The organism is Streptomyces sp. R11 (assembly GCF_041051905.1).
In the GTDB taxonomy this organism is placed as follows: domain Bacteria; phylum Actinomycetota; class Actinomycetes; order Streptomycetales; family Streptomycetaceae; genus Streptomyces.
In genome coordinates, this window is record NZ_CP163432.1 from 4,696,837 (window position 1) to 4,722,246 (window position 25,410).

The following is a 25,410-nucleotide window of genomic DNA, read 5'->3' on the forward strand; positions in this document are numbered from 1 at the left end:
AAAGTGGGGCCGCACGTGTGTGACACGTAATTAACACAGAAGGTTGTGCACCGGATGCGGCAGGTGCCGCTTCTTTGCCCGGGGATTCCTTTTGGGGTCCGCATGGTGGACGCCGGCCGTCATGCGTACGTGTTGTATCTATGCTGTGGCCATGCCTTCCGCCCCGCCCGCCCCGCTCAAGCAGCCCCCCGCCGCCGACCGCGTCTACACCCACGTCAAACAGGGTGTCCTGGACCGCCGTTACGAGGGCGGCACGCTGCTCACCGAGGGCGAGCTCGCCGAGGCCGTGGGCGTTTCGCGCACTCCGGTGCGGGAGGCGCTGCTGCGGCTGGAGGTCGAAGGGCTGATCAAGCTCTACCCGAAGAAGGGCGCACTCGTCCTGCCGGTCTCCGCACAGGAGATCAAGGACGTGGTGGAGACGCGGATGCTCGTCGAGGAGCACGCGGCACGCAAGGCCGTCCCCGCACCCCCCGGGCTCATCGAGCGCCTGGAGGAACTGCTCGCCCGGCAGAAGGCCCAGGCCGCCGCCGGTGATCTCGCCGGGGCCGCCGTCACCGACCGGTGCTTCCACGTGGAGATCGTCCGCAGCGGCGGCAACGAGATCCTGTCGCGGCTCTACGACCAACTGCGCGACCGGCAACTGCGCATGGGCGTGGCCGTTCTGCACTCCCACCCCGACCGGATCGCCAAGACTCTCGTCGAGCACGAGGAGATCCTGCAGGCCCTGCGCTCCGGGGACGCCGAGGAGGCTGTCGGATTGGTCCACCGGCACATCGGCTGGTTCTCGCACCTTGCGCGGGGTGAGGAGCGATGAAGGCTGCCGCGTTGCCGGGCGATCCTCCCCCAGAGGGGGCACCCCCAGGCGGCCGCCGCGCCGTCGCGATCTGGGGCATCGGCGTCTCGGTCTACTTCGTCGCCGTCATCTTCCGTACGTCCCTCGGGGTCGCCGGCCTCGACGCGGCCGACCGCTTCGACGTGAACGCCTCGGCCCTGTCCACGTTCTCGATCCTCCAACTGCTCGTGTACGCGGGCATGCAGATACCCGTCGGCCTGCTGGTCGACCGGCTCGGCACCAAGAAGGTGCTCGCCATCGGCGTGGTGCTGTTCACGGCGGGCCAACTCGGCTTCGCCTTCTCGCCGTCGTACGGCACGGCTCTCGCCTCGCGCGCGCTGCTGGGCTGCGGCGACGCGATGACGTTCATCAGCGTGCTGCGGCTCGGCACCCGCTGGTTCCCGGCCCGGCGCAGCCCGCTGATCGCGCAGCTCGCGGGCCTCGCGGGCATGGCGGGCAACCTCGTCTCCACGCTGGTCCTGGCGCGACTGCTGCACGGGGTGGGCTGGACGGCGGCGTTCGCGGGCAGCGCGGCCGCCGGTGTCGTCGTACTCGTCCTGCTCCTCCTGTTCCTCAAGGACCACCCCGAGGGGCACGAGCCGGAGCCGCTGCGTCACCAGGGGTCGGCGTACGTGCGACGCCAGATAGCCGCGTCCTGGCGGGAGCCCGGCACCCGGCTCGGGCTGTGGGTGCACTTCACGACCCAGTTCCCGGCGATGGTGTTCCTGCTGCTGTGGGGCATGCCGTTCCTGGTGGAGGCGCAGGGGCTGTCCCGGGCGGCGGCCGGTGAACTGCTCACCCTGGTCGTCCTGTCGAACATGGTCGTGGGCCTGGTCTACGGCCAGGTCGTCGCCCGGCACCACGAGGCGCGGCTGCCGCTGGCGCTGGGCACGGTGGGGGCGACGGCGGTGCTGTGGGCGACGACGCTGGCCTGGCCCGCTGACACGGCGCCGATGTGGCTGCTGATCGTGCTGTGCGCGGTGCTCGGGGCGTGCGGGCCCGCCTCCATGCTCGGCTTCGACTTCGCGCGGCCGGCGAATCCGCCGGAGCGTCAGGGGACGGCGTCCGGGATCACCAACATGGGTGGTTTCGTCGCCTCGATGACGACACTGTTCGCGATCGGTGTGCTGCTCGACGCGACAGGGGACGACTACGCCGTCGCCTTCTCGGCGGTGTTCGTCCTCCAGGCCCTGGGCGTCAGCCAGATCCTGCGACTGCGCAGGCGGGCGGCGCGCAGGGAGCGGGAACGGCTGGTCGCCAGCAGGGTGGAGACCGTACACGTGCCGGCGTAGCCGGAGGGGGACGTCAGCCGCGTACGGGTACGAGCGTGAGGTAGGCGATCCCCAGCACCCCGCGGTAGCTCATCCACTGGGCGCGATGCCGGTCGAGGCGCTCGCGCGTCTCGGCCGCGAGCGGGTGATCCGGGTGTTCGGCAAGCCAGATCTCGACGTCCGCCTGATACGCCGACTCGAACTCCTCCCACTCGCCGAGGGTCGCCGTCTCCGTCCACTCCGGGCGGAATCCGGCGTCGACCACGAGGTCGAGCAGGGTGGCGAGGTCGTGGTGGTCGGTGGGGGCGGCGCCGGGCCACATGCCGGACAGTTCGGCAGGGGTCGGGGTGCGCTGCCAGAAGCCCTCGCCGAGCAGTACGCGTCCGCCGTCGGCGACCAGGCGGCGCAGTTCGCGCAGGGCATCGGTGAGGAGCTGGGGCGGCTCGGCCGAGCTCAGGGCCTGGCTCGCCCCGACGCACAGGACCAGGTCGGCCGGACCGCGTGAGGTCCCGACCGCGGACTCCTCGACGAACTCGGCCCTGCGCGCCAGCCCTCGCGCCTCGGCAAGGCTGCGGCCGCGCGCGAGATCCTCGGCCTTGATGTCGATGCCGACCCCCGTCGCGTCGGGCGCGGCGGCCAGGACGCGCAGCATCAGCTCGCCCCAGCCGCAGCCGATGTCGAGGACCGAGGCGGGGTTCGTACGGGCGAGCCGCTGGACGAGACCCTGCGCCCGTGCCTCGGACAGCGGACCGTGGAAGGTCAACCGGGTGAGGCGGGGCGGTTCGTCGGTACGGGGGCCGGGGGCGGCCTCGGTTTCAGTTGTCGTGTCAGTCACGGCACGCACGCTAACCTCGCGTCCCCTGCCGCGGACAGCGAATAACGCGCAGCCGCCTTGCGGCAGCCGGCACCCGGCACCCGGCGCCCGGCGCCCGAAAGGATTCCTACGGCGTGACTGTGAAGTTCCGCAGGATCGCCGCCGTCAGGTCGGTGTCACCCTCCGACTTCAGCCGGTCCGCCGCCGACTCCGGCGTGATGCGGCCGCAGGCCAGGCGGACGTAGGTCTCCCAGTCGAGCGTGAGGGCGGCGGCGGGGCCCAGCGCGGGGGCCGTTTCGAGGGTGCCGCGGCCCTGGATGTCGATGCGGATCGTGCGCAGGAACTCGATCGGGCCGTGGACGTCGAGGACGATCGCCGAGCTGCGGGGCGCGTTCGCCTTGGTGGCGACGATGTCGGGCAGCTTGGCCAGCAGGACGTCACGGGCGACGTGCGCGCCGGGGGAGTCGAGGTTGCCGGGCCGGCCGAGGGCCGCGCGCAGGTCCTGCTCGTGGACCCAGATGTCGAACGCGTGGGTGCGCATCGACTCCTCGAGGGTGAGCTCCGCCCCGAGCGGGCCGCGCACCTTGGTGCCGGGGTCGCGGGACTCGTTGCGCAGCTGGCGGTTGCGGCGGATGACCGTGTACTCCAGCTCGGAGGTCATCTCCGGCGCCGTGTGGTGGCGGCGGACGTCGACCTGCATCTCCATGTAGCGCTGGTGGTCGTTGGTGACGTGGAAGAGGTCGCGCGGAAGCGTGTGGATGGGACGCGGGTCGCCGAGCATCTCGCAGTCCAGGCCGATGACATGCGACACGACGTCGCGGACCGACCAGCCGGGGCAGGGCGTGCGCCGATTCCACTCGCCCTCCACAAGCGGCGTCACCAGCTCGGATATCGCTTCGATGGAGTGGGTCCAGGCGTCGGCGTAGGGCTGGAGGGTGGGATGCAGACTCACGGAAACGGGACCCCTCGGCGGTTGGTACGTCGGTACGCGGGCAGGTTGTGGCGGCGGTGCCAGTGGGCGGCGGCTGCTGTCGGCGGGTGTCTTGAAACGCTAAGTTACGCTGCTGTGAGGCACCCCGGCAGTGCTTTCGTGTGACGATCGTAGGCCCCGCGTGGATGCCCGTGTGGACCGCTCGAATGCCAGGACGGTGGTAGTGTGCGCGCCTCTCTCCTTCAGATCGATGTCAATGAGGGCGAATCGGTCGAATCGCGTCGGGTGAGGGTTGCCTCGCTGGTGCGCGACCAGGCGGGGGCGGATCTGGTCGTCCTGCCCGAACTGTGGACCACCGGGGCGTTCGCCTACGAGGAGTTCGGCAGCGAGGCCGAGCCGCTCGAAGGGCCGACGTACGAGGCGATGGCGAAGGCCGCGAGCGACGCGGGCGTGTGGCTGCACGCGGGCTCGATTCCCGAACGGGATCCCGACGGGCCGCTCTACAACACCTCTGTCGTCTTCTCGCCCTCCGGTGATCTCGCCGCCGCGTACCGCAAGATCCATCGCTTCGGCTTCGACAAGGGCGAGGCGGTGCTGATGGGCGCGGGCGAGGAACTGGTGACGGTCCGGCTGCCCGGGACGACCCTGGGTCTGGCCACGTGCTACGACCTCCGATTCCCCGAACTCTTCCGCGGCCTCGTCGACGCCGGCGCCGAGACCCTGGTCATCCCGGCGGGCTGGCCGGAGCGCCGCCGGGCGCACTGGACGCTGCTGGCTCAGGCGCGGGCGGTGGAGAACCAGGCGTTCGTGCTCGCCTGTGGAACGGCCGGGACGCACGCGGGAGTTCCGCAGGCCGGTCACTCGATCGTGGTCGATCCGTGGGGCGAGGTGCTGGCGCAGGCCGGTGCGGGGGAGCAGGTCCTCACGGTGGAGTTCGACCCGGGGAAGGTCGCGGTGACGCGGGATCAGTTCCCGGCGCTCAAGGACCGGATGCTGGGGCTGACGGCGCCGCGTCGCTGACAGCGCCACGCCCTCCCCGGCCGCCGCCGTCAGTCGTCAGTCGTCCCCTCGCTCCTTCTCCGCCAGGTGGATCACGCACACCGCCACCGCGATCAGCAGCGCCGGATCCGCGTCGTCCCGTACGACGTCCACGCCGTAGGTCTCCCGTACGTGCAGCCACCGGCGGGAGACGACGGCCAGCAGTTCGCCGTCGTACTCGACGGCGAACTCCCGGTCGAGGATCTTGCCGCTGACGTCGAGTTCCGTGCTGCCGTCCGCCAGGGACACCCGGTAGTGGTTGCGCAGCAGGGACAGCCGCTTGCGGCGGATCGTGGCGAGCGGTTCGCCGGCCCGCTCGATCACCATCGTGTCGCGCAGGGCGAGCATCTTCTGGTGGATGTCGATGAGGACGTGCCCCTGGGCGTCCTTCAGCTCGAAGGTGTCCCGCAGCCGCATCGCCTTGCCGTCGACGAGGAACACCTTGTTGCCCCGGTCGTCCTCGATCCAGTAGTCGTCACCGAAGCCGAGGAGCCGGTCGCGTACGAGGAATCTCATGACACGAGGGGTTCCCCGCCGCCCGTCCCGAAACGCCGTCTGTAGGCCGACGGGCTGAGTCCCGTCTCGCGCCGCGAAGGCGAGGGTGCGGACACCGAACTCTCCCGCACCCTCCACTCCCACCGGCGGACTGAGAAGTCTCAGGCGCCGTAACCGTCGCTGTATCCGTCCCGCCGATGGTGGGGCTGCTCGCCGACGACCGGTGTCGTCGGTGGCACCACCACGCGCTTGCGCCTGGCGATGCTGCTGAACGTCGTGACGCCGATGAGTCCCACGATCATGAGGATGATCCCGACCAGGTCGAGATTGACCCCCTCCATCTCCCAGTCCGTTGCAAACGTGAGGATGGCTCCTGCGGCGATGAGGATGATGCACCCGCCGAGGCCCATGAGTTGTCGCCTCCCTGTCCGGTCCGGTGGTTCCGGTCGGGGGCGGGTACCCCACCCTTGAGGAACTACCCCTCCAGGAACGCCACCAACGAGTTCGCCAGCAGCCACGGGTCTTCCGCGCCGCACAACTCCCGCGCGCTGTGCATGGAAAGGATCGCCACGCCGATGTCGACGGTCTTGATGCCGTGCCGGGCCGCGGTGATCGGGCCGATCGTCGTGCCGCAGGGCATGGAGTTGTTGGAGACGAAGGACTGGAAGGGCACGTCGGCCTTCTCGCAGGCCGCCGCCCACACCGCCCGGCCCGAACCGTCGGTCGCGTAGCGGTTGTTGACGTTGACCTTCAGGATCGGCCCGCCGTTGACGCGCGGGTGGTGCGTCGGGTCGTGGCGCTCCGCGTAGTTGGGGTGGACCGCGTGGCCCGTGTCGGAGGACAGGCAGACCGTGCCGGCGAAGGCCCGCGCCCGGTCCTCGTACGATCCCCCGCGCGCGAACACCGAGCGCTCCAGGACGCCGCCCAGCAGCGGCCCGTCGGCACCCGTGTCGCTCTGCGAGCCGTTCTCCTCGTGGTCGAAGGCGGCCAGCACCGGGATGTACGGCAGTCCGGCGCCCGAGCCGGCCACCGCGGCCAGCGCCGCCGCTCCGGCGTGGACCGAGAGCAGGTTGTCCATGCGCGGGCCCGCGACGAGCTCCTTGTCCCGGCCCAGGTAGGCCGGCGGCTCCACGGAGTGCACCATCAGGTCCCAGCCGGCGACCTCGCCCGCTGCCAGTCCGGCCGTCTCCTCCAGGAAGGCGATCAGGTCGCCGTCGCGCACGTCGCCCCCGAGGCCCCAAATGGGCTGCAGATGCCGCTGCTTGTCGAGCTTGAGCCCCTCCGCGGACACGGAACGGTCCAGGTGGATGGCGAGTTGGGGGACGCGCAGCAGCGGCCGGTCGACGTTCACCAGCCGCGTCGTACCGTCCCGCAGCGTCAGCCGGCCGGCGATGCCCAGGTCGCGGTCGAGCCAGGAGTTGAGGAGCGGTCCGCCGTAGATCTCCACGGCCACCTGCCGCCAGCCGTGCGCTCCGGTGTCGGGCAGCGGCTTCACGCGCAGGTTGGGGGAGTCCGTGTGGGCGCCGACGATCCGGTACGGCGTGTGGGGCGCCGCGCCCTCGGGGACGTACCAGGCCACGATCGCGCCACCACGCAGCACGTACTTGCCGCCACTCGTCCCGTCCCAGGCGTCCGTCTCCGAGACCTGCCTGAATCCGGCCTTTTCCAGCCGCTCGGCGGTGTTCGCCACGGCGTGGTACGGCGTCGGGCTCGCCGCCAGGAAGGACATGAGGTCGTCGGTGTGGCCGCGGTCGAAGCGGGGGGGTTCGCTCATGGGGTTCACCTTAACGACGTACGAGGGCCCGCTCCCGGTGAAGGGGAGCGGGCCCTCGTAAGGGCGATGTGGAATGTCCGTGAGTGACTGGAACAGGTGGCTGGAAGGGGGCGGTGGTGGCGCCCCCTCGCCGACTAGAAGGCGGCCTCGTCCAGCTCCATCAGGTCCAGCTCGACGCCCTCGGCGAGCTTGCGCGCACCGGTGACGCCGGGCAGGACGTTGGCCGCGAAGAACTTCGCCGCGGCGATCTTGCCCGCGTAGAACGCCTTGTCCTTGGCGGAGGCCGTCGGAAGCTTCTCCGCGGCGACCGCGGCACCCTTGAGCAGCAGGTAGCCGACGACCACGTCACCGGAGGCCAGCAGCAGGCGGGTGGTGTTCAGGCCCACCTTGTAGATGTTCTTGACGTCCTGCTCGGTGGCAGCGAGGTCCGTCAGCATCAGGCCGACGATCGCCTCCAGCTCGACGGCCGCCTTCGCGAGGTGCTCGCGGGCACCGGACAGCTCCTCGCCGCCCTCGCCGAGCGCCAGGAACTTCTTGATGTCCTCGGCGAGCGAGTTCAGCGCGGCGCCCTGGTTGCGGACGATCTTCCGGAAGAAGAAGTCCTGGCCCTGGATCGCCGTCGTGCCCTCGTACAGGGTGTCGATCTTGGCGTCGCGGATGTACTGCTCGATCGGGTACTCCTGCAGGAAGCCGGAGCCGCCGAAGGTCTGCAGCGACTGGGCGAGCAGCTCGTAGCCCTTCTCGGAGCCGTAGCCCTTCACGATCGGCAGGAGCAGGTCGTTCAGCGCGTGCTCGGCCTTGACGTCCTCGCCCGCGGCCTCCTTGACGGCGATCGCGTCCTGCACCGACGCCGTGTACAGCACCAGCGCCCGCATGCCCTCCGCGTACGCCTTCTGCGTCATGAGCGAGCGGCGCACGTCCGGGTGGTGGGTGATGGTGACCTTGGGCGCGGTCTTGTCCATGAAGTTCGCCAGGTCGGGACCCTGGACGCGCTCCTTGGCGTACTCAAGGGCGTTCAGGTAGCCCGTCGACAGCGTGGAGATCGCCTTCGTGCCGACCATCATGCGGGCGAACTCGATGATGCGGAACATCTGGCGGATGCCGTCGTGCTTGTCGCCGATCAGCCACCCCTTGGCGGGGTGCCGGTCGCCGAAGGTCATCTCGCAGGTGTTGGAGGCCTTCAGGCCCATCTTGTGCTCGACGTTCGTGGCGTAGACGCCGTTGCGCTCGCCCAGCTCGCCGGTCTCGAAGTCGAAGAGGTACTTCGGGACGAGGAAGAGGGACAGGCCCTTGGTGCCCGGACCGGCACCTTCGGGGCGGGCCAGCACGTAGTGGAGGATGTTCTCCTCCATGTCGTGCTCACCGGACGTGATGAAGCGCTTGACGCCCTCGATGTGCCAGGAGCCGTCCTCCTGCTGGACCGCCTTGGTGCGGCCGGCGCCCACGTCCGAGCCGGCGTCCGGCTCGGTGAGCACCATGGTGGAGCCCCAGGTCCGCTCGACGGCGATCTGGGCGATCTTCTTCTGGACGTCGTTGCCCTCGTCGTAGAGGATGCCGGCGAACGCCGGGCCGGAGGAGTACATCCACACGGCCGGGTTCGAGCCGAGGATCAGCTCCGCGTACGACCAGATCAGGGACGGCGGTGCCGTCGTGCCACCGATGGCCTCGGGCAGGCCGAGACGCCAGTACTCGGAGTCCATGAAGGCCTTGTAGCTCTTCTTGAAGGACGCCGGGACGGGCGCGGTGTTCGTCTCGGGGTCGAAGACCGGCGGGTTGCGGTCGGCGTCGGCGAAGGACTCGGCCAGCTCGTTCTCCGCGAGCCGGGTCAGCTCCTCAAGGATGCTCTTCGCGGTCTCGACGTCCATCTCCTCGAACGGACCCGTGCCGTACAGCTTGTCGCGTCCGAGTACTTCGAAGAGGTTGAACTCGATGTCGCGGAGGTTCGACTTGTAGTGCCCCATGGTCACGGCTCCGTAGAGGGTCGGCGAGGCACTTGGTTCCTCGCGCTAGTTCACGTACCAACAAGTAGCTACGATGATGCTACCCGTCAGTAATAAGACGCAACCCCGATCCGCAATCTGTGACAGGTCACACCGGAACCGTCAGTGTCGCCGTGTAACCCTCCGCCGCACTGCCCTTCGTCGCGGCCAGCTGCTGCTCGTAACCGTCGCTGAAGATTCCGTCCGTCTCCAGGGAGAGGCTGCTGAGGTTGCGCACGCTCTCGTCGTAGCCGTCCGTGGCGTACACCGTCTCGCACACGTCCTTCGGGAAGGCGAGCTGCGAGGTGTTCGTGATGGAGGTGGCCGCCGTGGCGTCCGCCAGGCTGCCGTAGACCTCGAAGTGGATGTGCGGCCAGCGGCCCGCGTAGCAGCCGGGGAAGATGCTCCTGAAGGTGACCTGGCCCTTGTCGTCGGTCTCCTGGACGCCGCGCAGGTAGTTCTCGTCGGTGACGCCCTCGGAGTACAGGGAGTAGTCGCCGGCCCGGTCGCAGTGCCAGATGTAGACCGCGGCACCCTTCTTCGGCGTCCCGCAGCCGGAGGCGGCGTCCACGACCGTGAGCGTCACGGTCAGGGGCACGCCCTCGGCGGTCCCGCCCGCAAAGTCGCCGAAGCTCTTGGTGATGTCGCTGCGGACGACACCGCTCTCCTTGAGGACGTTCACGCCGTTCGAGCCGTCCCCGGGGAAGGGGCCGGCGGTCTCGTCCGGGATGGTCGCGCACTCGGCGGCCGACGACGCGGAGCCCTTGGCGGAGGAGGCCGAGGACGACGCCGAGGTCTCGTCCTGCGAGGTGCAGCCCACCAGGGGGACCAGGCTCGCCCCCGCCATCAGCCGGATCATGCGCCGGCGGGCGAGGACGGGAAGGTCGTACGAGAGCCCTCTGTCGTGCTCGTGGACTCCGCCGTCGTGGACCTCGTCGGCGTGGTGTCGGTCCATGGCTGTCCCCTCGCTGGTGCGGTGCCGTCTCGGCACTCCTCCCGATAGGACAGACGCTAGTGAGGGACAGCTGTCGGAAAGCAGTGCGGCGGCTGTCGACTCGCTGTCGGTTTCGCCGGAGCCCCCGTAGCGGCCCCGGTACCGGCCCGCTCTGCCCGCCGCTCTCGGTACGCTTGCGTCCATGTACGGCTACGACCAGAACGTCGGCGCTCAGCAGCAGTACGCCTCGCCGCAGCAGCCCATGCCCGGCGGCGTCGGCGGCTATGGCCAGCAGCCACCCCTGTACCCCGAGCCGTCACCGCCCTCGCTCGCGGACGCGGTGCGGGCCTTCACCACCGGGCAGATGTCCGCCGAGGACTTCCAGCAGGTCTTCGCGACATCGAAGGTCTACTGCCCGCGCGGCGACAACCCGGGCTTCCTTGCCCTGCACAACACCCAGCAGCCGGTGATCCCGATGTTCACCTCGCTGAAGGAGCTGCGCCGGTACGCGGGCAAGGAGTCCAAGTACTTCGTCATCACCGGCGCCGAGGTGATCGACCTGCTGCCGACCGGCTACGGCTGCGTCCTCGACATGGAGGGCGAGCACCGCATGGTCTTCGACGCGAAGGCCGTGGAGCAGATGGTCGAGTTCGCGATGCGCCGGATGTACGGGTAGCGCTTCGCTGGGTGCCGCATATTGATTTCGCTGAGTGCCGCACCTTGACAGGGCCCCGCGTCCCTAAGGGCGCTCGGGCCCCGTTGCATTCAGCCGCAGTGCCAGTCCGTCGAGGACGATGTCCAGGGCGGCGGCGAACTTTCCGTCCCGCAGGGCCACGGGGTCGGCCGCGGCTGTCTCCACGCCGGTGTACCCCCGGGCCAGGTGCTCGTGGTCGGCGACCGCCTGCCGGGCGGCGGGCAGCAGGCGGGCGATGAAGTCGGCCTCGGTCTCGCCGGAGCGGGCGACCGTGATGAGCCAGGCGCCCTCGGTGGTGCTCATCCCGATGACGTACGACAGGACGGCGTCGATCGCGCCGTTGGGGTCCTGGAAGCCCGCTGCCGTGAACAGCGCGGCCAGCCGCTCCGAGTACGACATCAGGTTGGGGCCGAGGTAGGCCAGCCCGGCCTGGCCGAGGACCGACGACAGCCACGGGTGCCGTAGCGCCGTCGTACGGAACGAGTGGGCCGCCTCCGCGACCGCCGCGCGCCAGTCGGGGCTGTCGGCGGGCGGTACGTGGATCTCGGCGGCGACCTCGTCGACGGCCAGCTCCATCAGCTCGTCCTTGGTGGCGACGTGCCGGTAGAGGGAGGCGGCGCCGGCGTTCAGCCGGGTCGCGAGCTTGCGCATGCTCAGCGCCTCCACTCCCTCTGCGTCCAGCATGGTGATCGCCTCGCGCACGATCGTGGCGCGGCTGAGCGCCGGCTGGTCGGACTCGCGCTGGGGGCGGGCCCAGACGGAGGGGATGGAGCTCTGCTTCGTCGTCCTGGCGGCCATCGGCACTCCTTCGCATCCCTGCGTACATCGTTCGCATCGAGCGTACAGGAATCGGAGGTTGCGAACATCGTTCCGTCATGCGTACAGTGTTCGCAACGAAGGAACGGTGTTCACAGCGCCGGGGAGAGCGTCATGGAGGGGAACGTCATGGACGTCAAGGGAACTCGTGATCCACGCCGCTGGTGGATCCTGATCGTGCTCTGCCTGAGCACGCTGGTACTGGTCGTCGACAGCATGGCGCTGACCGTCGCGGTGCCCGTGATGACCGGGGACATCGGGGCGAGCGCCCAGGACACCCAGTGGATCCTGGACTCCTACATCCTGGTCTTCGCCGGTCTCCTGCTCACGTCCGGCAGCCTGGGCGACCGGTTCGGGCGCCGGAAGGTGATGGTGATCGGGCTCCTGCTCTTCGGGGCGGCCTCACTGGCCGCGACCTGGTGCACCAGCCCGGGCGAGGTCATCGCCGTACGCGTCGCGATGGGTGTCGGCGGGGCCCTGATCATGCCGTCCACCCTGTCGATCCTCATCACCGTCTTCGACGAGGAGGAGCGCGGCAGGGCGATGGCGGCCTGGAGCTCGGTGTCGATGCTCGGCCTGGTCGGCAGCCCGGTGCTGGGCGGCGTCCTGATCGACCACTTCTCCTGGCAGTCGATCTTCTTCATCAACGTGCCGATCGTTGCGCTGGCGATCGTCGCCGCTCTGGCGCTGATGCCGGAGTCCAGGGCGCCCTGGCAGAAGGCGGACCCGCTGGGTGCGGTGCTGTCGGCGGTCGGCATGACGGCCCTGGTCTGGTGGATCATCGAGCTCCCGCAGCACGGCGCGCTGGGCGGCCGCTCCACGGTGACCCTGGTGGTGGCGCTCGCCTCGCTGGTCGGCTTCGTGGTCTGGGAGAACGTCACGAAGTCGCCGATGGTCCCGCTGGTCCTGTTCAAGCACCGCAACTTCAGCGGCGGTTCGCTCTCCCTGGCGCTCGTGCAGATCGGCAACGGCGGTCTGCTGCTGGTCCTCACCCAGTACCTGCAGTTCGTGCTCGGCTACTCGCCGCTCGAGGCGGGCCTCGCCTTCCTGCCGCTGGCGATCACCGCCCTGATCGGCAACGGCGTGGGCGTCAAGCTCGCCGCCCGGTACGGCAACCGGTGGGTGATCCTCGCGGGGATGCTGGTGATGGTGGCCTGCTTCGCCCTCATGGCCACGGTCTCGGCGGACTCCGGCTTCACGGTCCCGGCGGTGGCGCTCGGTCTCCTCGGCCTCGGCGCGGGCCTCGCGATGCCGGCCGCGGTCGGCGCGCTGATGGGCACGATCCCCGAGGACAAGGCGGGCGTCGGCTCGGCCCTGAACGACACCGTCCAGCAGGCCGGCACCGCACTCGGCATCGCGATCCTGGGCTCGCTGCTGTCGAGCGGCTTCGCGGACCGGATGCCCGAGGGGACGCCGGACGAGGCGAAGCACTCGATCGCCGGGGCGGTGGCCGGCGGCGACGCCGGTCTGGTCGCGGCGGCCCGCGAGGCCTTTACCGCCTCGATGTCCACCACCTTCACGGTCAGCGCGATCGGTGTCCTGGCGGCGGCGCTGCTGGCGACGCTGGTGATGCGGGACGACCGGCGCAAGCCGGCCGCAGCCGCCGACCCGGAGGCCATGCCCGAGAAGCAGCCAGAACCGGTCGTCTGACCTCCAAGTCCGCGCTCTTCCTGACACACTGAGCCGCTCCCGCACCACCGGGTCCTTGTGACGAAGGCCGCGCCCACTTCGGGTGTCGGCCTTCGGTTGTGCCCGGAGGGAATGCCCTCCGGGTTCTTCCCGTTAGGGGTAGCAAGAAGTTCAATGCTCAACTAAAGTGGACGCACAAGGAGGTACCGACATGCCTGCAGTGACCGTCGAGAACCCGCTGACGCTGCCGCGCGTCGCCGCGCCCGTGGACGCCGTCGCCCGTCCCGTGCTCGCCGTCACGACCGCGCCGAGCGGTTTTGAGGGTGAGGGCTTCCCGGTGCGCCGTGCGTTCGCCGGGATCAACTACCGCCACCTGGACCCGTTCATCATGATGGACCAGATGGGCGAGGTGGAGTACGCGCCGGGTGAGCCCAAGGGCACCCCCTGGCACCCGCACCGCGGCTTCGAGACCGTCACGTACATCATCGACGGGATCTTCGACCACCAGGACAGCAACGGCGGCGGTGGCACCATCACCAACGGCGACACCCAGTGGATGACGGCCGGCAGCGGTCTCCTCCACATCGAGGCCCCGCCGGAGTCCCTCGTCATGTCCGGCGGCCTCTTCCACGGCCTGCAGCTGTGGGTGAACCTCCCGGCCAAGGACAAGATGATGGCCCCGCGCTACCAGGACATCCGCGGCGGCAACGTCCAGCTGCTCACCACCCCCGACGGCGGCGCCCTGCTGCGCGTCATCGCGGGCGAGCTGGACGGCCACCAGGGTCCCGGCGTCACCCACACCCCGATCTCGATGATCCACGCCACGCTGGCGCCGGGCGCGGAGATCACCCTGCCGTGGCGGGAGGACTTCAACGGCCTCGCGTACGTCCTCGCCGGCCGCGGCGCGGTGGGTGCGGAACACCGCCCGATCCAGCTGGGCCAGACGGCGGTCTTCGGCAGCGGCGGTTCCCTGACCGTCCGCGCCGACGAGAAGCAGGACTCCCACACGCCGGACCTGGAGGTCGTCCTCCTGGGCGGGCAGCCGATCCGCGAGCCGATGGCCCACTACGGCCCGTTCGTCATGAACACCCGTGACGAACTCCAGCAGGCCTTCGACGACTTCCAGAAGGGCCGGCTGGGCACGATCCCGGCCGTGCACGGGATGAGCGCCGACGGCCCGTCCAAGGCCTGACCCGCACGACCCGCCCGTCCAAGGCCTGACCCGCACGACCCGCACGACACGGCCTGATCCGCCGACACGAGAAGGCCCGCCTCCGCCCCTCCGGTGCGGCTGCGGGCCTTCCGTCGTCCCGTCACCCACCCGGTCCGCCCGCGCACGACAGCGTCGCCCCGTGCATGATCCGCTGGAACCGTGCAGGCCCCCACCCCGCTGCTCCCCGATCCCGTCCGGCGGCTCGCCGCCTGGTGCGTCGTCGTGTTGCTCGTCGCGGGGGTCGTCTACGTCGGGATCCGGCTGGCCGTGGAGTTCAGTACGGCCGTGGTGCCCGTGCTGCTCGCGCTGCTCGGGACGGCGCTGCTCGGGCCGTTGCACCGGCGGCTGGTGAAGGCCAAGGTGAACCGGTCGGTCGCCGCCGGGCTCACCTGTGTCGCCGTGGTGGCCGTCGTCGGCGGTGCGGTGTACATCGTCGTCGCCGCGATCGTGGACAGCGGCGACGAAATCGTCGCCTCGCTCAAGCAGGCGGGCCGGGATCTGACGGGCCACTTCGGGGCCGCCGGGACCTCGCTGGACGATCTCGCTTCCAACGCCAGGGAGTTGCTCACCAAGTTCGGCGGGACGGCCGCCTCCGGGGTCATCAGCGGGGTCAGTGTCGTGGGCGAGACCATCGCCATCGCGGTGCTCGCGCTGCTGCTCGTCTTCTTCTTCCTGCGGGACTCCGACCGGGCCGCCGACGCGCTGCGGGCCGTCGTCCCGGGCGGGAGCGGCGACCTCGCGGAGGCCATGGCCAGGCGGGCCTTCCGGGCCGTGGAGGGGTTCATGCGGGGGACCACCCTCATCGCCCTCATCGACGCCCTGTGCATCACCGTCGGACTGCTGATCCTCGACGTCCCGGGCGCCGTCGGCCTCGGCGCGCTCGTCTTCGTCGGGGCCTACGTCCCCTACCTCGGCGCCTTCATCTCAGGAGCCGTCGCCGTGCTGGTCGCACTCGCCGACCGGGGGTTCGTCATCGCGCTGTGGGTGCTCGGGGTGGTGCTCGCCGTGCAGGTGCTGGAGGGGCATGTGCTCCAGCCCGCGATCCAGAGCCGGACCGTCCAGATGCACCCGGCCGTCGTCATGCTGACGATCACCGCGGGGGCCTCCGTGGCCGGCATCCTCGGCATGCTGCTCGCCGTACCGCTCACCGCAGCCGCCACCGGAGTCGTACTCGAACTCAGAGAGCGCTACGGCGACTCGGAGCGCTCCGAGCCGTCCGCGCCCCCCGAGCCGTCCACGCCCCCGGCGCCCTCGGACTCGTAGAGCTCGAACCAGATGCTCTTGCCCTCACCACGCGGGTCCACGCCCCACGAGTGAGCCAGCAGCTCGATCAGCATCAGGCCCCGCCCGGACGACGCCAATTCGCCGGGCCGGCGCCGGTGGGGCAGGTCGTCGCTGGTGTCCGTCACCTCGACGCGCATCCGGCGGTCCCCCGGCTCGCCCCGCACCTCCGCCAGCAGCAGGGCGTCGGCGTCGGTGTGGACGAGGACGTTCGTCAGCGTCTCGGACAGCAGCAGGACCGCCGAGTCCACCTGGTCGTCGCAGGCCCAGTCGTGCAGCAGCTCCCGCAGCTGCTGCCGGGCCACCGCGACCCGCTCCGGCTCGGCCTGCGCCACCGACAGCATGGTGCGCCGGGTCGTCGGCCGTACGGCGACCGGATCACCGCAACCGCACCCCTCCTCCTGCCGCCGCAGCAGCAGTACCGCTATGTCGTCCTCGCGCCGGTCGGCGAGCGGGCCGGTGGTGTGGTGGGAGGACGGGCCGTGAACGGCCTGGACGAGGGCGTCGGCGAGTGCCTCCAGGTCGCCGTCGTGTTCCTCGAGGATCGTGCGGATGCGCTTCCAGCCGGTCTCCAGGTCGTGGCCGCCGGTCTCGATCAGGCCGTCCGTGCAGATCAGCATGGTCTCGCCGGGTTCCAGGGTGATCCGGGTCGTCGGGTAGTCGGCGTCCGGGTCGATGCCCAGCGGGAGGCCGCCTGCCGTCGGGCGGGCGAGCACCGTGCCGTCGATCATGCGGATCGCCGGGTCCGGGTGGCCGGCGCGGGCGATGTCCAGCAGCCCGGTCGTGGGGTCGACCTCGACGTACAGGCAGGTCGCGAAGCGCAGGTCGGTCGGGTCATCGTAGAGGGAGCCGAACGTCATCCCGTGCAGGAAGCGGGAGGCGCGGGAGAGCACGGCGTCGGGGCGATGGCCCTCGGAGGCGTAGGCGCGCAGCGCGATCCGGAGCTGGCCCATCAGGCCGGCGGCCCGTACGTCATGGCCCTGGACGTCGCCGATGACGAGGGCGAAGCGGCCGTTGGGCAGCGGGATCATGTCGTACCAGTCGCCGCCGACCTGAAGCCCGCCGCCGGTCGGGACATAGCGTGCCGCCACGCTCATGCCCGGTATCTCGGGGCCCAGCTGAGGGAGCATCGAACGCTGGAGGCCGTCCGTCAGCTCCCGCGCGGACTCGGCGGCCTCGGCGCGGGAGAGGGCCTGGGCGAGCATGCGGGCCACCGTCGTCAGCACGGACCGCTCGTCGGGCGTGAAGGCGACCGGATAGGTGAACGCCGCCATCCAGGCGCCCATCGTGCGGCCCGCCACGGTCAGCGGCAGAAACGCCCAGGACTGCCGGTTGAAGTGCGCGGCGAGCGGCCAGGTGACCGGGTAGCGCTCCTTGTACCGCTCGGGTGAGGAGAGATAGACGGCACGGCCGGTGCGGACGACCTCGGCGGCCGGGTAGTCCGTCTCCAGGGCCATGTGCGTGAAGGGGCTTTCGTCGCCGGGCTGGTGGCCGTGATGGCCGATGATCGTCAGGCGGTCGCCCGTCACCCCGAACACCGCGAGGCCGTCCGGTGAGAAGCCCGGCATCGACAGACCCGCCGCGACCCGCAGCACCTCCGCCGTCGACCGTGCCTCGGCCAGCGCCCGGCCCGCGTCCAGCAGGAACGCCTCCCGCGAGCGCCGCCAGTCGCCGGTGACCGCGGTACGCCCGGCCGAGGTGCCCGGCACCGGTTCGGTGACCTCCTGGAGGGAGCCGGTCACCTCGTACGACTTCTTCTCGCGGTCGAACGAGGCGTGGAAGCGGCTGCGGCCGAGCCGGATCACCCGGCCCTGCTCGTCCATGATCCGCACCCGCGCCTCGCCGAGCGTGCCCTCGGCCACGGCGAGCTGGATCACCCCGCTGATCTCGTTCCAGTCGACCGGGTGCAGGCGGGCGCGCACCTGGGCCTGGCTGAGGGTGGCCTGTTCGGCGGGCAGCCCGAGCAGCCGTGCCGCCTCCGCGTCGACCGTGACCAGTCCCGTGGCGGTGTTCCAGTGCCACAGGCCGGTCGCGAGGGCGGCGAGAACCTCCCCCACGGCGGGCAGGGGCTCACCAGTGCGCATTGCCCCACTCTAAGAAGAGGTGATCGCACACTGCCACCGAAGCTGTACGGGGCACCTGGTCGGGAAGGGCCCCGCGGGCACCGCCAAATGGTGGGGAGCCGATCTTGGGGTCCCCGGTAGGCTGGGGGGGAGTTTCACGTGAAACACGCCCCCCGATCCGCGAAGACTGGATGAACGACGATGCATCGGTACAGGTCCCACACCTGCGGCGAGCTCCGCTCCTCTGACGTCGGCACCGACGTCCGACTGAGTGGCTGGCTGCACAATCGGCGCGACCTGGGCGGCATCCTCTTCATCGATCTGCGCGACCACTACGGCATCACGCAGCTCGTCGCCCGTCCCGGCACGCCCTCGTACGAGGCCCTCGACAAGCTCTCCAAGGAGTCGACCGTCCGCGTCGACGGCAAGGTCGTCTCCCGCGGCGCCGAGAACATCAACCCCGAGCTGCCCACCGGTGAGATCGAGGTCGAGGTCGGCGAGGTCGAGCTGCTCGGCGCGGCCGCCCCGCTCCCCTTCACCATCAACACCGAGGACGGGGTCAACGAGGAGCGGCGCCTGGAGTACCGCTTCCTGGACCTGCGCCGCGAGCGCATGCACCGCAACATCCTGCTGCGTACGTCGGTCATCTCGGCGATCCGCCACAAGATGACGGCGCTGGGCTTCAACGAGATGGCGACGCCGATCCTGTCCGCGACCTCCCCCGAGGGCGCCCGCGACTTCGTCGTCCCCTCCCGTCTGAACCCGGGCAAGTTCTACGCCCTGCCGCAGGCGCCGCAGCAGTTCAAGCAGCTGCTGATGATCTCCGGCTTCGACCGCTACTTCCAGATCGCGCCCTGCTTCCGTGACGAGGACGCGCGCGCCGACCGCTCGCCGGGCGAGTTCTACCAGCTCGACATCGAGATGAGCTTCGTCGAGCAGGAGGACGTCTTCCAGCCCGTCGAGAAGCTGATGACCGAGCTGTTCGAGGAGTTCGGCAACGGCCGTCACGTCACCTCGCCGTTCCCGCGGATCCCGTTCCGCGAGGCGATGCTGAAGTACGGCTCCGACAAGCCGGACCTGCGCGCCCAGCTGGAGCTCGTCGACATCACCGACGTGTTCGAGGGCTCGGAGTTCAAGGCGTTCGCCGGCAAGCACGTGCGCGCGCTGCCGGTGCCGGACGTCTCCGCGCAGCCCCGCAAGTTCTTCGACCAGCTCGGTGACTTCGCGGTCTCGCAGGGCGCCAAGGGCCTGGCCTGGGTCCGTGTCGCCGAGGACGGCTCGCTGACCGGCCCGATCGCCAAGTTCCTCACCGAGGAGAACGTCAAGGTCCTCACCGAGCGTCTCGGCCTGGAGGCCGGCCACGCCGTGTTCTTCGGCGCCGGCGAGTTCGACGAGGTCTCGAAGATCATGGGCGCGGTGCGGGTCGAGGCCGCCAAGCGTGCCGGGCACTTCGAGGAGGGCGTCTTCCGGTTCTGCTGGATCGTCGACTTCCCGATGTACGAGAAGGACGAGGAGACCGGCGCGATCGACTTCTCGCACAACCCGTTCTCCATGCCGCAGGGTGGCCTGGAGGCCCTGGAGAACCAGGACCCGCTGGACATCCTGGGCTGGCAGTACGACATCGTCTGCAACGGCGTCGAGCTGTCCTCCGGCGCGATCCGGAACCACGAGCCCGAGATCATGCTCAAGGCCTTCGAGATCGCCGGTTACGACCGCGAGACCGTCGAGGACAAGTTCGCCGGCATGCTGCGCGCGTTCCGCTTCGGCGCCCCGCCGCACGGCGGCATCGCCCCCGGCGTCGACCGCATCGTCATGCTGCTCGCCGACGAGCCGAACATCCGCGAGACGATCGCCTTCCCGCTCAACGGCAACGCCCAGGACCTGATGATGGGCGCGCCGACGGAGCTTGAGGAGGCGCGGCTGAAGGAGCTGCACCTGACGGTGCGCAAGCCGCAGCCGAAGTAGGCGGACCGTTGCCGAAGTAGGCAGCGAAATCGTCAAGTGGCTCGGAACCGGCGTCGGTTCCGAGCCACTTTCTCTTGCGGCCTTCATGCAGGGCTCTCACCCAGGTCTTGCCCAACCCCCTGACAGGCGCGCTCCCTGACTTCCCTGCACATGACGGGAAACCAGACGGCCGAAGGGCGGAAACACAAGCGGGACCTCATGCGTCGCAAGGTCGTCGCCGGCTGGGCATGTACTCGGGCTACGAGTCCTTCTCGAACGGCGGCGGGGGCGGCACCCCGCCCACGGACGCCCCCTCGGGCACGCCCACCGCGGTGCCGTCCGGCACCCCGAGCGGGGAGCCGCCGGCCGGCGGCGGTGGCGGCGGGCACGAGGAGCCGACCAGCGACACCCGCTATCCGCGCGGCACCTGGCGGACCCGACCGCAAGGGCTTCGTCACCTTCAGGAGCGTCTTCCCGGGCTGGTACCAGGGCCGCTGCGTCCACATCCACACCAAGGTGCATGTCAGCGGAGAGTGGACGGACGCCGGCTACGAGGGCGGCACCACCTGCCACACCGGCCAGTTCTTCTTCGACGAGGAGACGGTCCTGCTCTCCGCCGAGGAGGAGCCGTACCCGACGTCCACGACGGAGCGCACCACGCTCGACGAGGACACGATCTACGCCCGGAGCGGGACCTGGGCCTTTTCGTCTCCCCCACCGTCTTCGGCCACCTCAAGGACAGCACCGGCAGCACGAACGGCCGACGGGCCCGACGCGGTGCAGGGCCAGGTCACGAGCAGGGAGGCGCGGTGAGTCCGGGCGGCCGCACCGTCACTCCTCCTCCGCCGGAGGCCTGAGCGCTTCCTCCTCCAGCAGGCGCTCGGCGATGTCGTCCGCCCACGCCCGAACCCACCGGCGGAGCACCGGCACCGCTTCCCCGGTCAGGCCCCGGGCGGTGAACACGCGGTCGTCCAGCAGTTCCGTCGCCTCCAGGCGGGACTGGAGGTCGGCCGGGTCGAACTCGTCCCAGGCGTGGCGGCGGCCCTGCTCCTCCAGGTCGGGGAAGCTCCAGTGGGCCGCGGCGGCGTAGACGTCGATCAGGTCGCGTGCGGTGCCGCGGTCGGTCAGAGCGCGGACTTTGGTGCCGATCAGGTCTTCGAGGGAGAGGGCCGGGCCGAGGCCGGTGGCCACCGGCGGGTGCCAGAGAGTCTCCTTCAGGAGGTCGAGCGTGTGCTCCTCGGCATGGCCTCCGGTGAGCTGGTCACCGGCGTCCGGGGCGGTGACCAGCAGCCGGGCGGAGAGCGGGTCGGTCTCCAGGGGGCGTACCCGCCAGCCGAGTTCGGCCAGGCCGCGCAGCATGTCGGCAGCGATCCGGTCCATGGGCTCGGGCGACTCCGTCGCCACCTCCAGCGGCCCCCGCACCGGCTCCCGCGACGTCAGACCGTGCGCCCGGACCGCGTACTCGCCGGCCAGGACGAGGGGATAGCGGGCGCCCAGAGCGAGGACATCGGTCAGGAGGTGGCGGGGCTGCGGGATCATCGTGGACCGATTATGGCTGCCCCGCCGGGTCGGGCGACCTCGGCGGGGCCGGACGTACGGCTACTTCGCCACGAACTGCGTCAGGATCGCCTGTACCTCGTAGATGTCGACGCCCTTGGTGAACGTCTTCTGGACCGGCGTCGCCGACCCCGACAGCCAGATCTTCAGCTCGGCGTCCAGGTCGAAGGTGCCCGCCGTCTCCACCGCGAAGTGCGTGATGCTGCGGTACGGGATCGAGTGGTACTCCACCTTCTTGCCGGTGATGCCCTGCTTGTCGACCAGGATCAGACGGCGGTCGGTGAACAGGATGGTGTCCCGTATCAGCAGGTACGCCGCGTGCACCTGCTCACCGTGGCCCAGCAGACGCGCGTAGTCCTGCTGCGCCTGCCCCTGGTCGATGGTGTGCGCGTTTCCGAAGAGTGCCATGAATGGATCCCCCCACTTGATGGCCTTACATGATCTTCGCAATGTATCGCGCCTCGGGGGCGTTCAGGCATAGAGGCGCAAACGATCAGGTGTCGTACGAACCGTCCCAGGGCGCCCCGAAGCCCAGGTGGTCCGGGTACAGCTCGGCCCACGCCTCTCCCTCGTCCTCATCCGCCACCAGGCCGAACAGCACGCCGTCGACCGTGAGTTGGAAGGGACGGACGGCGATGTCCGTGTACGTACGGCGGGGAAGGCTGCGCAGCTGGGTCGCGAGGTGGGCGCGGGCGCGGGCGAGCACCGAGTCGGGCCCGTGCGGGGCGCGCATCTGCTCGGCCCAGGTGCCGGCGCACCAGATCTCCGAATCGAGGTACCGGCCCTCGGGGTCGAAGGTGTGCAGTACCGAGTACAGGCGTTTGTGCTCTTCCCAGCCGGTGCCGAGGTCGAAATCCTTGGGGAAGGCGTACGTGACCGACCCCAAGAACTGTCCGTCCGCGTAACAACCGATGGCCTCGGTACGGCCGTGCGGCTCGTAGGCGATCGGGATGACCTCTGGGACTGCCATGGCGGAAACCATACGGTCGTGACGGGGGGCATGGTGGCGGTGGGGGGCGATCCATGCCAACCGGATGGACAACATCCGCGTGATGTCCCCGAGTTGCACACCGATCAGTCAAGACCTCCACGGCAACCTTTCGGATCTCCGCGACCACAGACAGGTCGGAAGCCCGCCCACGCGGGATCGCTCGCCGGTGCGCGAGCCTCACTGAAGCATCCGAAGGACTCATTCGTGGCATCCGATTCCCAACGCCCTGTCCAGCGCCCCTCCCACCGCCGTTCCCTGCGTCGGCGCCGCACCGTCATCGCCACCGCCGCGCTCGCGGCCGCCGGTATCGGGGCCGGTGTCCTTGTGGTGAACGCGAGTGCCGACGCGGTCGACCTGTACCACCAGTCCCTGCCCGCGAAGGACGGCTGGGCGGCCTCCGGCTCCGGTACGACGGGCGGCTCGAAGGCCGACTCCGCGCACGTGTACACCGTCAGCACCCGCGCGCAGCTCGTGAAGGCCCTGGGGTCGGTCTCCGACACCACGCCCCGGATCATCAAGGTCAAGGGCACCATCGACGCCAACACCAGCGAAGCCGGCAAGAAGCTCACCTGCGCCGACTACGCCTCCGGCACCGGCTACTCGCTGTCCGCCCACCTCAAGGCCTACGACCCGGCGACGTACGGCAAGAAGGCACCGTCGGGCACGCAGGAGAACGCCCGCAAGGCAGCCGCCGAGAAGCAGAAGAAGAACATCGTCTTCCGGGTGCCCGCCAACACCACCCTCGTCGGTGTCCCGGGCACGAACGCCGGCATCACGGGCGGCAGCCTCCAGGTGCAGAACGTGAAGAACGTCATCGTCCGCAATCTGACGTTCTCCGCCACCGAGGACTGCTTCCCGCAGTGGGACCCGACGGACGGCTCGGCGGGCGAGTGGAACTCCGCCTACGACTCCGTGACCCTGCGCGGCGCGACGAACGTCTGGGCCGACCACAACACGTTCACGGACGCGCCGGCCTTCGACAAGTCGCTGAAGACGTACTTCGGCCGCAAGTACCAGATCCACGACGGCGCCCTCGACATCACAGGCGGCTCCGACCTGGTGACCGTCGAGCGCAACGTCTTCAGCAACCACGACAAGACGATGCTGATCGGCAGCAGTGACACCGACAGCACCGGCAAGCTGCGGGTCACCATCCACCACAACGTGTGGAAGGGCATCGTGCAGCGGGCGCCCCTGGCCCGCATCGGCCAGATCCACCTCTACAACAACCTCTACGACACGACCACGCTCAACGGCTACGCGCCGAAGTACAGCATCGACTCCCGCGCCAAGGCCCAGGTCGTCGCCGAGCACAACGCCTGGAAGCTGCCGTCCGGCGCCAAGGCGGCCAAGCTGCTGAGCGGCGACGGCACCGGCTCGATCGCGGGCGCCGGCAACCTCGTCAACGGCACCGCGACCGACATCGTGGCCGCCTACAACGCCGCGAGCTCGAAGAAGATCAAGACGACGGTGAACTGGAAGCCGGCGCTCACGGCGGGCCTGCAGACGTCGGCGAAGAACCTCGCGACCGAGCTGGCGACCAGCACGGGAGCCGGGGTCCTCAAGTAGCAGGCGCCTCTTCCAGCCGCGGGAACAGCACGGCACCCTTGGTGACCGTCGTACCGGCGGGGAGCCTCCCCCAGTCGGCCGCCTCCTGGATCCTCTGGTCCCGGAGCCGGCCCAGGGAGGCCTCCGCGCCCAGGGAGTCCCAGAGCTTCCCGGAGGTCTCCGGCATGATCGGAGCCAGGAGCACCGCGATCGCGCGCAGGGACTCCGCGGCCGTGTAGAGGATGGTGGCGAGACGGGCCCGGCCCTCCTCGGAAGCGTCCTTGGCGACCTTCCAGGGCTCCTGCTCCGTGAGGTAGCCGTTGACCTGCCGGACGAAGTCGAATACGGCCAGGATGCCGCCCTGGAAGTCCAGCTCGTCGCCGATCCTGCGGTCGGCCTCCGCGACGGCCCTGGCGAGACCCTCCTGGATGGCCTGCTCGGCCTCGCCGTGAGCCGTCGACGCCGGCAGCACGCCGCCGAAGTACTTGCCGACCATGGCCGCCACCCGGGAGGCGAGGTTGCCGTAGTCGTTCGCCAGCTCGCTGGTGTAGCGGGCGGAGAAGTCCTCCCAGGAGAACGAGCCGTCCTGGCCGAAGGCGATCGCGCGCAGGAAGTACCAGCGGTAGGCGTCCACGCCGAAGTGCGAGGTCAGGTCCTGCGGCTTGATGCCGGTCAGGTTGGACTTGCTCATCTTCTCGCCGCCGACCAGCAGCCAGCCGTTGGCCGCGATCCGGCCCGGCAGCGGCAGACCGTTCGCCATCAGCATGGCCGGCCAGATGACCGCGTGGAAGCGGAGGATGTCCTTGCCTACGAGGTGGACGTCGGCCGGGAAGGTCGACTCGAACTTCTCGGGGTTCTCGTTGTAGCCGACGGCCGTGGCGTAGTTGAGGAGGGCGTCCGCCCAGACGTAGATGACGTGGGCGTCGTCCCAGGGGACCTTGACCCCCCAGTCGAACGTCGAGCGGGAGACGGACAGGTCCTGAAGGCCGCCCCGGACGAAGTTCACCACCTCGTTGCGGGCAGACTCCGGCTGGATGAAGTCGGGGTTGGCCTCGTAGTGGGCGAGGAGGCGCTCACCGTATTCGCTGAGCTTGAAGAAGTAGTTCTCCTCCTTGAGGAGGTCCACCGGGCGCTTGTGGATCGCGCACAGGAGGGTGCCGTCCGCCGCCTCGACCAGCTCGCCGGGGAGCTTGTACTCCTCGCACGCGACGCAGTACGGGCCCTCGTAACTCCCCTTGCGGATACGGCCGTTGTCGTACAGGTCCCGGAAGAACTCCTGCACCCGGTCCGTGTGCCGTTTCTCCGTCGTACGGATGAAGTCGTCGTGGGAGATCTCCAGGTGCTGCCAGAGCGGCTTCCAGGCCTCCTCGGCCAGCCGGTCGGCCCAGACCTGCGGTGGCACGCCGTTCGCCTCGGCCGTCCGCAGGATCTTCTGGCCGTGTTCGTCGGTCCCCGTGAGGAACCACACGTCCTCGCCCCGCCGCCGGTGCCAGCGGGCGAGGACGTCGGCCGCCACCGTCGTGTAGGCGTGGCCCAGGTGCGGGGCGTCGTTGACGTAGTAGATCGGGGTCGTGACGTAGTACGTCATGCCCTCACTCCATCACAG

At 69.9% G+C, this 25,410-nt stretch carries 22 protein-coding genes and 1 pseudogene; 10 read left to right on the forward strand and 13 right to left on the reverse strand.

Annotation, left to right across the window (positions count from 1 at the left end):
- Nucleotides 1-151: 151 nt before the first annotated feature.
- Both AB5J55_RS21505 and AB5J55_RS21510 read left to right on the forward strand, forming a co-directional pair.
- Nucleotides 152-814: a GntR family transcriptional regulator gene (locus tag AB5J55_RS21505; protein WP_369272232.1), complete on the forward strand. Its 663-nt coding sequence runs from the start codon at nucleotides 152-154 to the stop codon at nucleotides 812-814.
- A complete protein-coding gene (locus AB5J55_RS21510; RefSeq protein WP_369272233.1) occupies nucleotides 811-2,124 on the forward strand; it encodes a nitrate/nitrite transporter in 1,314 nt (437 codons plus the stop codon). The genes AB5J55_RS21505 and AB5J55_RS21510 overlap by 4 nt, the downstream gene beginning before the upstream one ends.
- Before the next feature lie 13 nt (nucleotides 2,125-2,137).
- Here AB5J55_RS21510 and AB5J55_RS21515 read toward each other — a convergent pair whose 3' ends face one another.
- Entirely contained in the window at nucleotides 2,138-2,938 is an 801-nt protein-coding gene (locus AB5J55_RS21515; RefSeq protein ID WP_369272234.1) for a cyclopropane-fatty-acyl-phospholipid synthase family protein, read from the reverse strand.
- Nucleotides 2,939-3,044: 106 nt separating this feature from the next.
- A complete protein-coding gene (locus AB5J55_RS21520) occupies nucleotides 3,045-3,869 on the reverse strand; it encodes a maleylpyruvate isomerase family mycothiol-dependent enzyme (RefSeq protein WP_369272235.1) in 825 nt (274 codons plus the stop codon).
- Nucleotides 3,870-4,073: 204 nt separating this feature from the next.
- On the opposite strand from AB5J55_RS21520, the gene AB5J55_RS21525 reads away from it, so the two are divergent.
- Nucleotides 4,074-4,868 carry a carbon-nitrogen family hydrolase gene (locus tag AB5J55_RS21525; RefSeq protein ID WP_369272236.1) on the forward strand — a complete coding sequence of 265 codons (795 nt, stop codon included), beginning with the start codon at nucleotides 4,074-4,076 and terminating at the stop codon, nucleotides 4,866-4,868.
- A 36-nt stretch (nucleotides 4,869-4,904) separates the two neighbouring features.
- Here AB5J55_RS21525 and AB5J55_RS21530 read toward each other — a convergent pair whose 3' ends face one another.
- The 5 genes from AB5J55_RS21530 to AB5J55_RS21550 form a co-directional block, all read right to left on the reverse strand.
- Nucleotides 4,905-5,402, reverse strand: coding sequence for an LURP-one-related family protein (locus tag AB5J55_RS21530; RefSeq protein WP_328425779.1), 498 nt, complete (start codon nucleotides 5,400-5,402; stop codon nucleotides 4,905-4,907).
- Between the two features lie 140 nt (nucleotides 5,403-5,542).
- Nucleotides 5,543-5,791, reverse strand: a complete 249-nt coding sequence (locus AB5J55_RS21535; RefSeq protein ID WP_369272237.1) for a DUF6458 family protein — start codon at nucleotides 5,789-5,791, stop codon at nucleotides 5,543-5,545.
- 65 nt (nucleotides 5,792-5,856) lie between these two features.
- On the reverse strand, nucleotides 5,857-7,155 hold the full coding sequence (locus AB5J55_RS21540; protein ID WP_369272238.1) for a M18 family aminopeptidase: 1,299 nt from the start codon (nucleotides 7,153-7,155) through the stop codon (nucleotides 5,857-5,859).
- Between the two features lie 134 nt (nucleotides 7,156-7,289).
- Nucleotides 7,290-9,116 carry an acyl-CoA dehydrogenase gene (locus tag AB5J55_RS21545; RefSeq protein ID WP_369272239.1) on the reverse strand — a complete coding sequence of 609 codons (1,827 nt, stop codon included), beginning with the start codon at nucleotides 9,114-9,116 and terminating at the stop codon, nucleotides 7,290-7,292.
- Nucleotides 9,117-9,243: 127 nt separating this feature from the next.
- Nucleotides 9,244-10,089, reverse strand: coding sequence for an intradiol ring-cleavage dioxygenase (locus AB5J55_RS21550; RefSeq protein WP_369272240.1), 846 nt, complete (start codon nucleotides 10,087-10,089; stop codon nucleotides 9,244-9,246).
- A gap of 181 nt (nucleotides 10,090-10,270) precedes the next feature.
- On the opposite strand from AB5J55_RS21550, the gene AB5J55_RS21555 reads away from it, so the two are divergent.
- Entirely contained in the window at nucleotides 10,271-10,744 is a 474-nt protein-coding gene (locus AB5J55_RS21555) for an SseB family protein (protein WP_328425767.1), read from the forward strand.
- A 63-nt stretch (nucleotides 10,745-10,807) separates the two neighbouring features.
- Here the strand turns inward: AB5J55_RS21555 and AB5J55_RS21560 are convergent, their stop codons facing one another.
- The gene (locus tag AB5J55_RS21560; RefSeq protein ID WP_369272241.1) at nucleotides 10,808-11,560 is read right to left on the reverse strand and encodes a TetR/AcrR family transcriptional regulator; all 753 of its coding nucleotides are present in this window, start codon (nucleotides 11,558-11,560) and stop codon (nucleotides 10,808-10,810) included.
- 132 nt (nucleotides 11,561-11,692) lie between these two features.
- Here AB5J55_RS21560 and AB5J55_RS21565 point away from each other — a divergent pair, with 132 nt between their 5' ends.
- The 3 genes from AB5J55_RS21565 (at nucleotide 11,693) to AB5J55_RS21575 (ending at nucleotide 15,683) form a co-directional block, all read left to right on the forward strand.
- Entirely contained in the window at nucleotides 11,693-13,228 is a 1,536-nt protein-coding gene (locus AB5J55_RS21565) for an MFS transporter (protein WP_369272242.1), read from the forward strand.
- A 190-nt stretch (nucleotides 13,229-13,418) separates the two neighbouring features.
- Nucleotides 13,419-14,399 (forward strand): pirin family protein, encoded by a 981-nt coding sequence (locus AB5J55_RS21570; RefSeq protein WP_369272243.1) that lies wholly within the window; start codon nucleotides 13,419-13,421, stop codon nucleotides 14,397-14,399.
- Between the two features lie 180 nt (nucleotides 14,400-14,579).
- Nucleotides 14,580-15,683, forward strand: a complete 1,104-nt coding sequence (locus AB5J55_RS21575) for an AI-2E family transporter (protein WP_369272244.1) — start codon at nucleotides 14,580-14,582, stop codon at nucleotides 15,681-15,683.
- On the opposite strand, the gene AB5J55_RS21580 is transcribed toward AB5J55_RS21575, so the two are convergent.
- Entirely contained in the window at nucleotides 15,608-17,785 is a 2,178-nt protein-coding gene (locus tag AB5J55_RS21580) for a SpoIIE family protein phosphatase (protein WP_369272245.1), read from the reverse strand. The genes AB5J55_RS21575 and AB5J55_RS21580 overlap by 76 nt on opposite strands.
- A gap of 180 nt (nucleotides 17,786-17,965) precedes the next feature.
- On the opposite strand from AB5J55_RS21580, the gene aspS reads away from it, so the two are divergent.
- Nucleotides 17,966-19,729, forward strand: a complete 1,764-nt coding sequence (gene aspS / locus AB5J55_RS21585) for an aspartate--tRNA ligase (RefSeq protein ID WP_369272246.1) — start codon at nucleotides 17,966-17,968, stop codon at nucleotides 19,727-19,729.
- Between the two features lie 221 nt (nucleotides 19,730-19,950).
- Nucleotides 19,951-20,401, forward strand: a pseudogene (locus AB5J55_RS21590) (dioxygenase); the annotation flags it as partial.
- A 138-nt stretch (nucleotides 20,402-20,539) separates the two neighbouring features.
- Here the strand turns inward: AB5J55_RS21590 and AB5J55_RS21595 are convergent.
- The 3 genes from AB5J55_RS21595 to AB5J55_RS21605 form a co-directional block, all read right to left on the reverse strand.
- Nucleotides 20,540-21,247: a nucleotidyl transferase AbiEii/AbiGii toxin family protein gene (locus AB5J55_RS21595; protein WP_369272247.1), complete on the reverse strand. Its 708-nt coding sequence runs from the start codon at nucleotides 21,245-21,247 to the stop codon at nucleotides 20,540-20,542.
- A 60-nt stretch (nucleotides 21,248-21,307) separates the two neighbouring features.
- Nucleotides 21,308-21,673, reverse strand: a complete 366-nt coding sequence (locus AB5J55_RS21600) for a PH domain-containing protein (RefSeq protein WP_093907565.1) — start codon at nucleotides 21,671-21,673, stop codon at nucleotides 21,308-21,310.
- Between the two features lie 85 nt (nucleotides 21,674-21,758).
- On the reverse strand, nucleotides 21,759-22,235 hold the full coding sequence (locus AB5J55_RS21605; RefSeq protein WP_369272248.1) for a hypothetical protein: 477 nt from the start codon (nucleotides 22,233-22,235) through the stop codon (nucleotides 21,759-21,761).
- A gap of 225 nt (nucleotides 22,236-22,460) precedes the next feature.
- Between AB5J55_RS21605 and AB5J55_RS21610 the strand changes: the two genes are divergently transcribed.
- On the forward strand, nucleotides 22,461-23,825 hold the full coding sequence (locus AB5J55_RS21610) for a polysaccharide lyase family 1 protein (RefSeq protein WP_369272249.1): 1,365 nt from the start codon (nucleotides 22,461-22,463) through the stop codon (nucleotides 23,823-23,825).
- On the opposite strand, the gene metG is transcribed toward AB5J55_RS21610, so the two are convergent.
- The gene (gene metG, locus AB5J55_RS21615; protein WP_369272250.1) at nucleotides 23,818-25,392 is read right to left on the reverse strand and encodes a methionine--tRNA ligase; all 1,575 of its coding nucleotides are present in this window, start codon (nucleotides 25,390-25,392) and stop codon (nucleotides 23,818-23,820) included. The genes AB5J55_RS21610 and metG overlap by 8 nt on opposite strands.
- Between the last annotated feature and the right edge of the window lie 18 nt (nucleotides 25,393-25,410).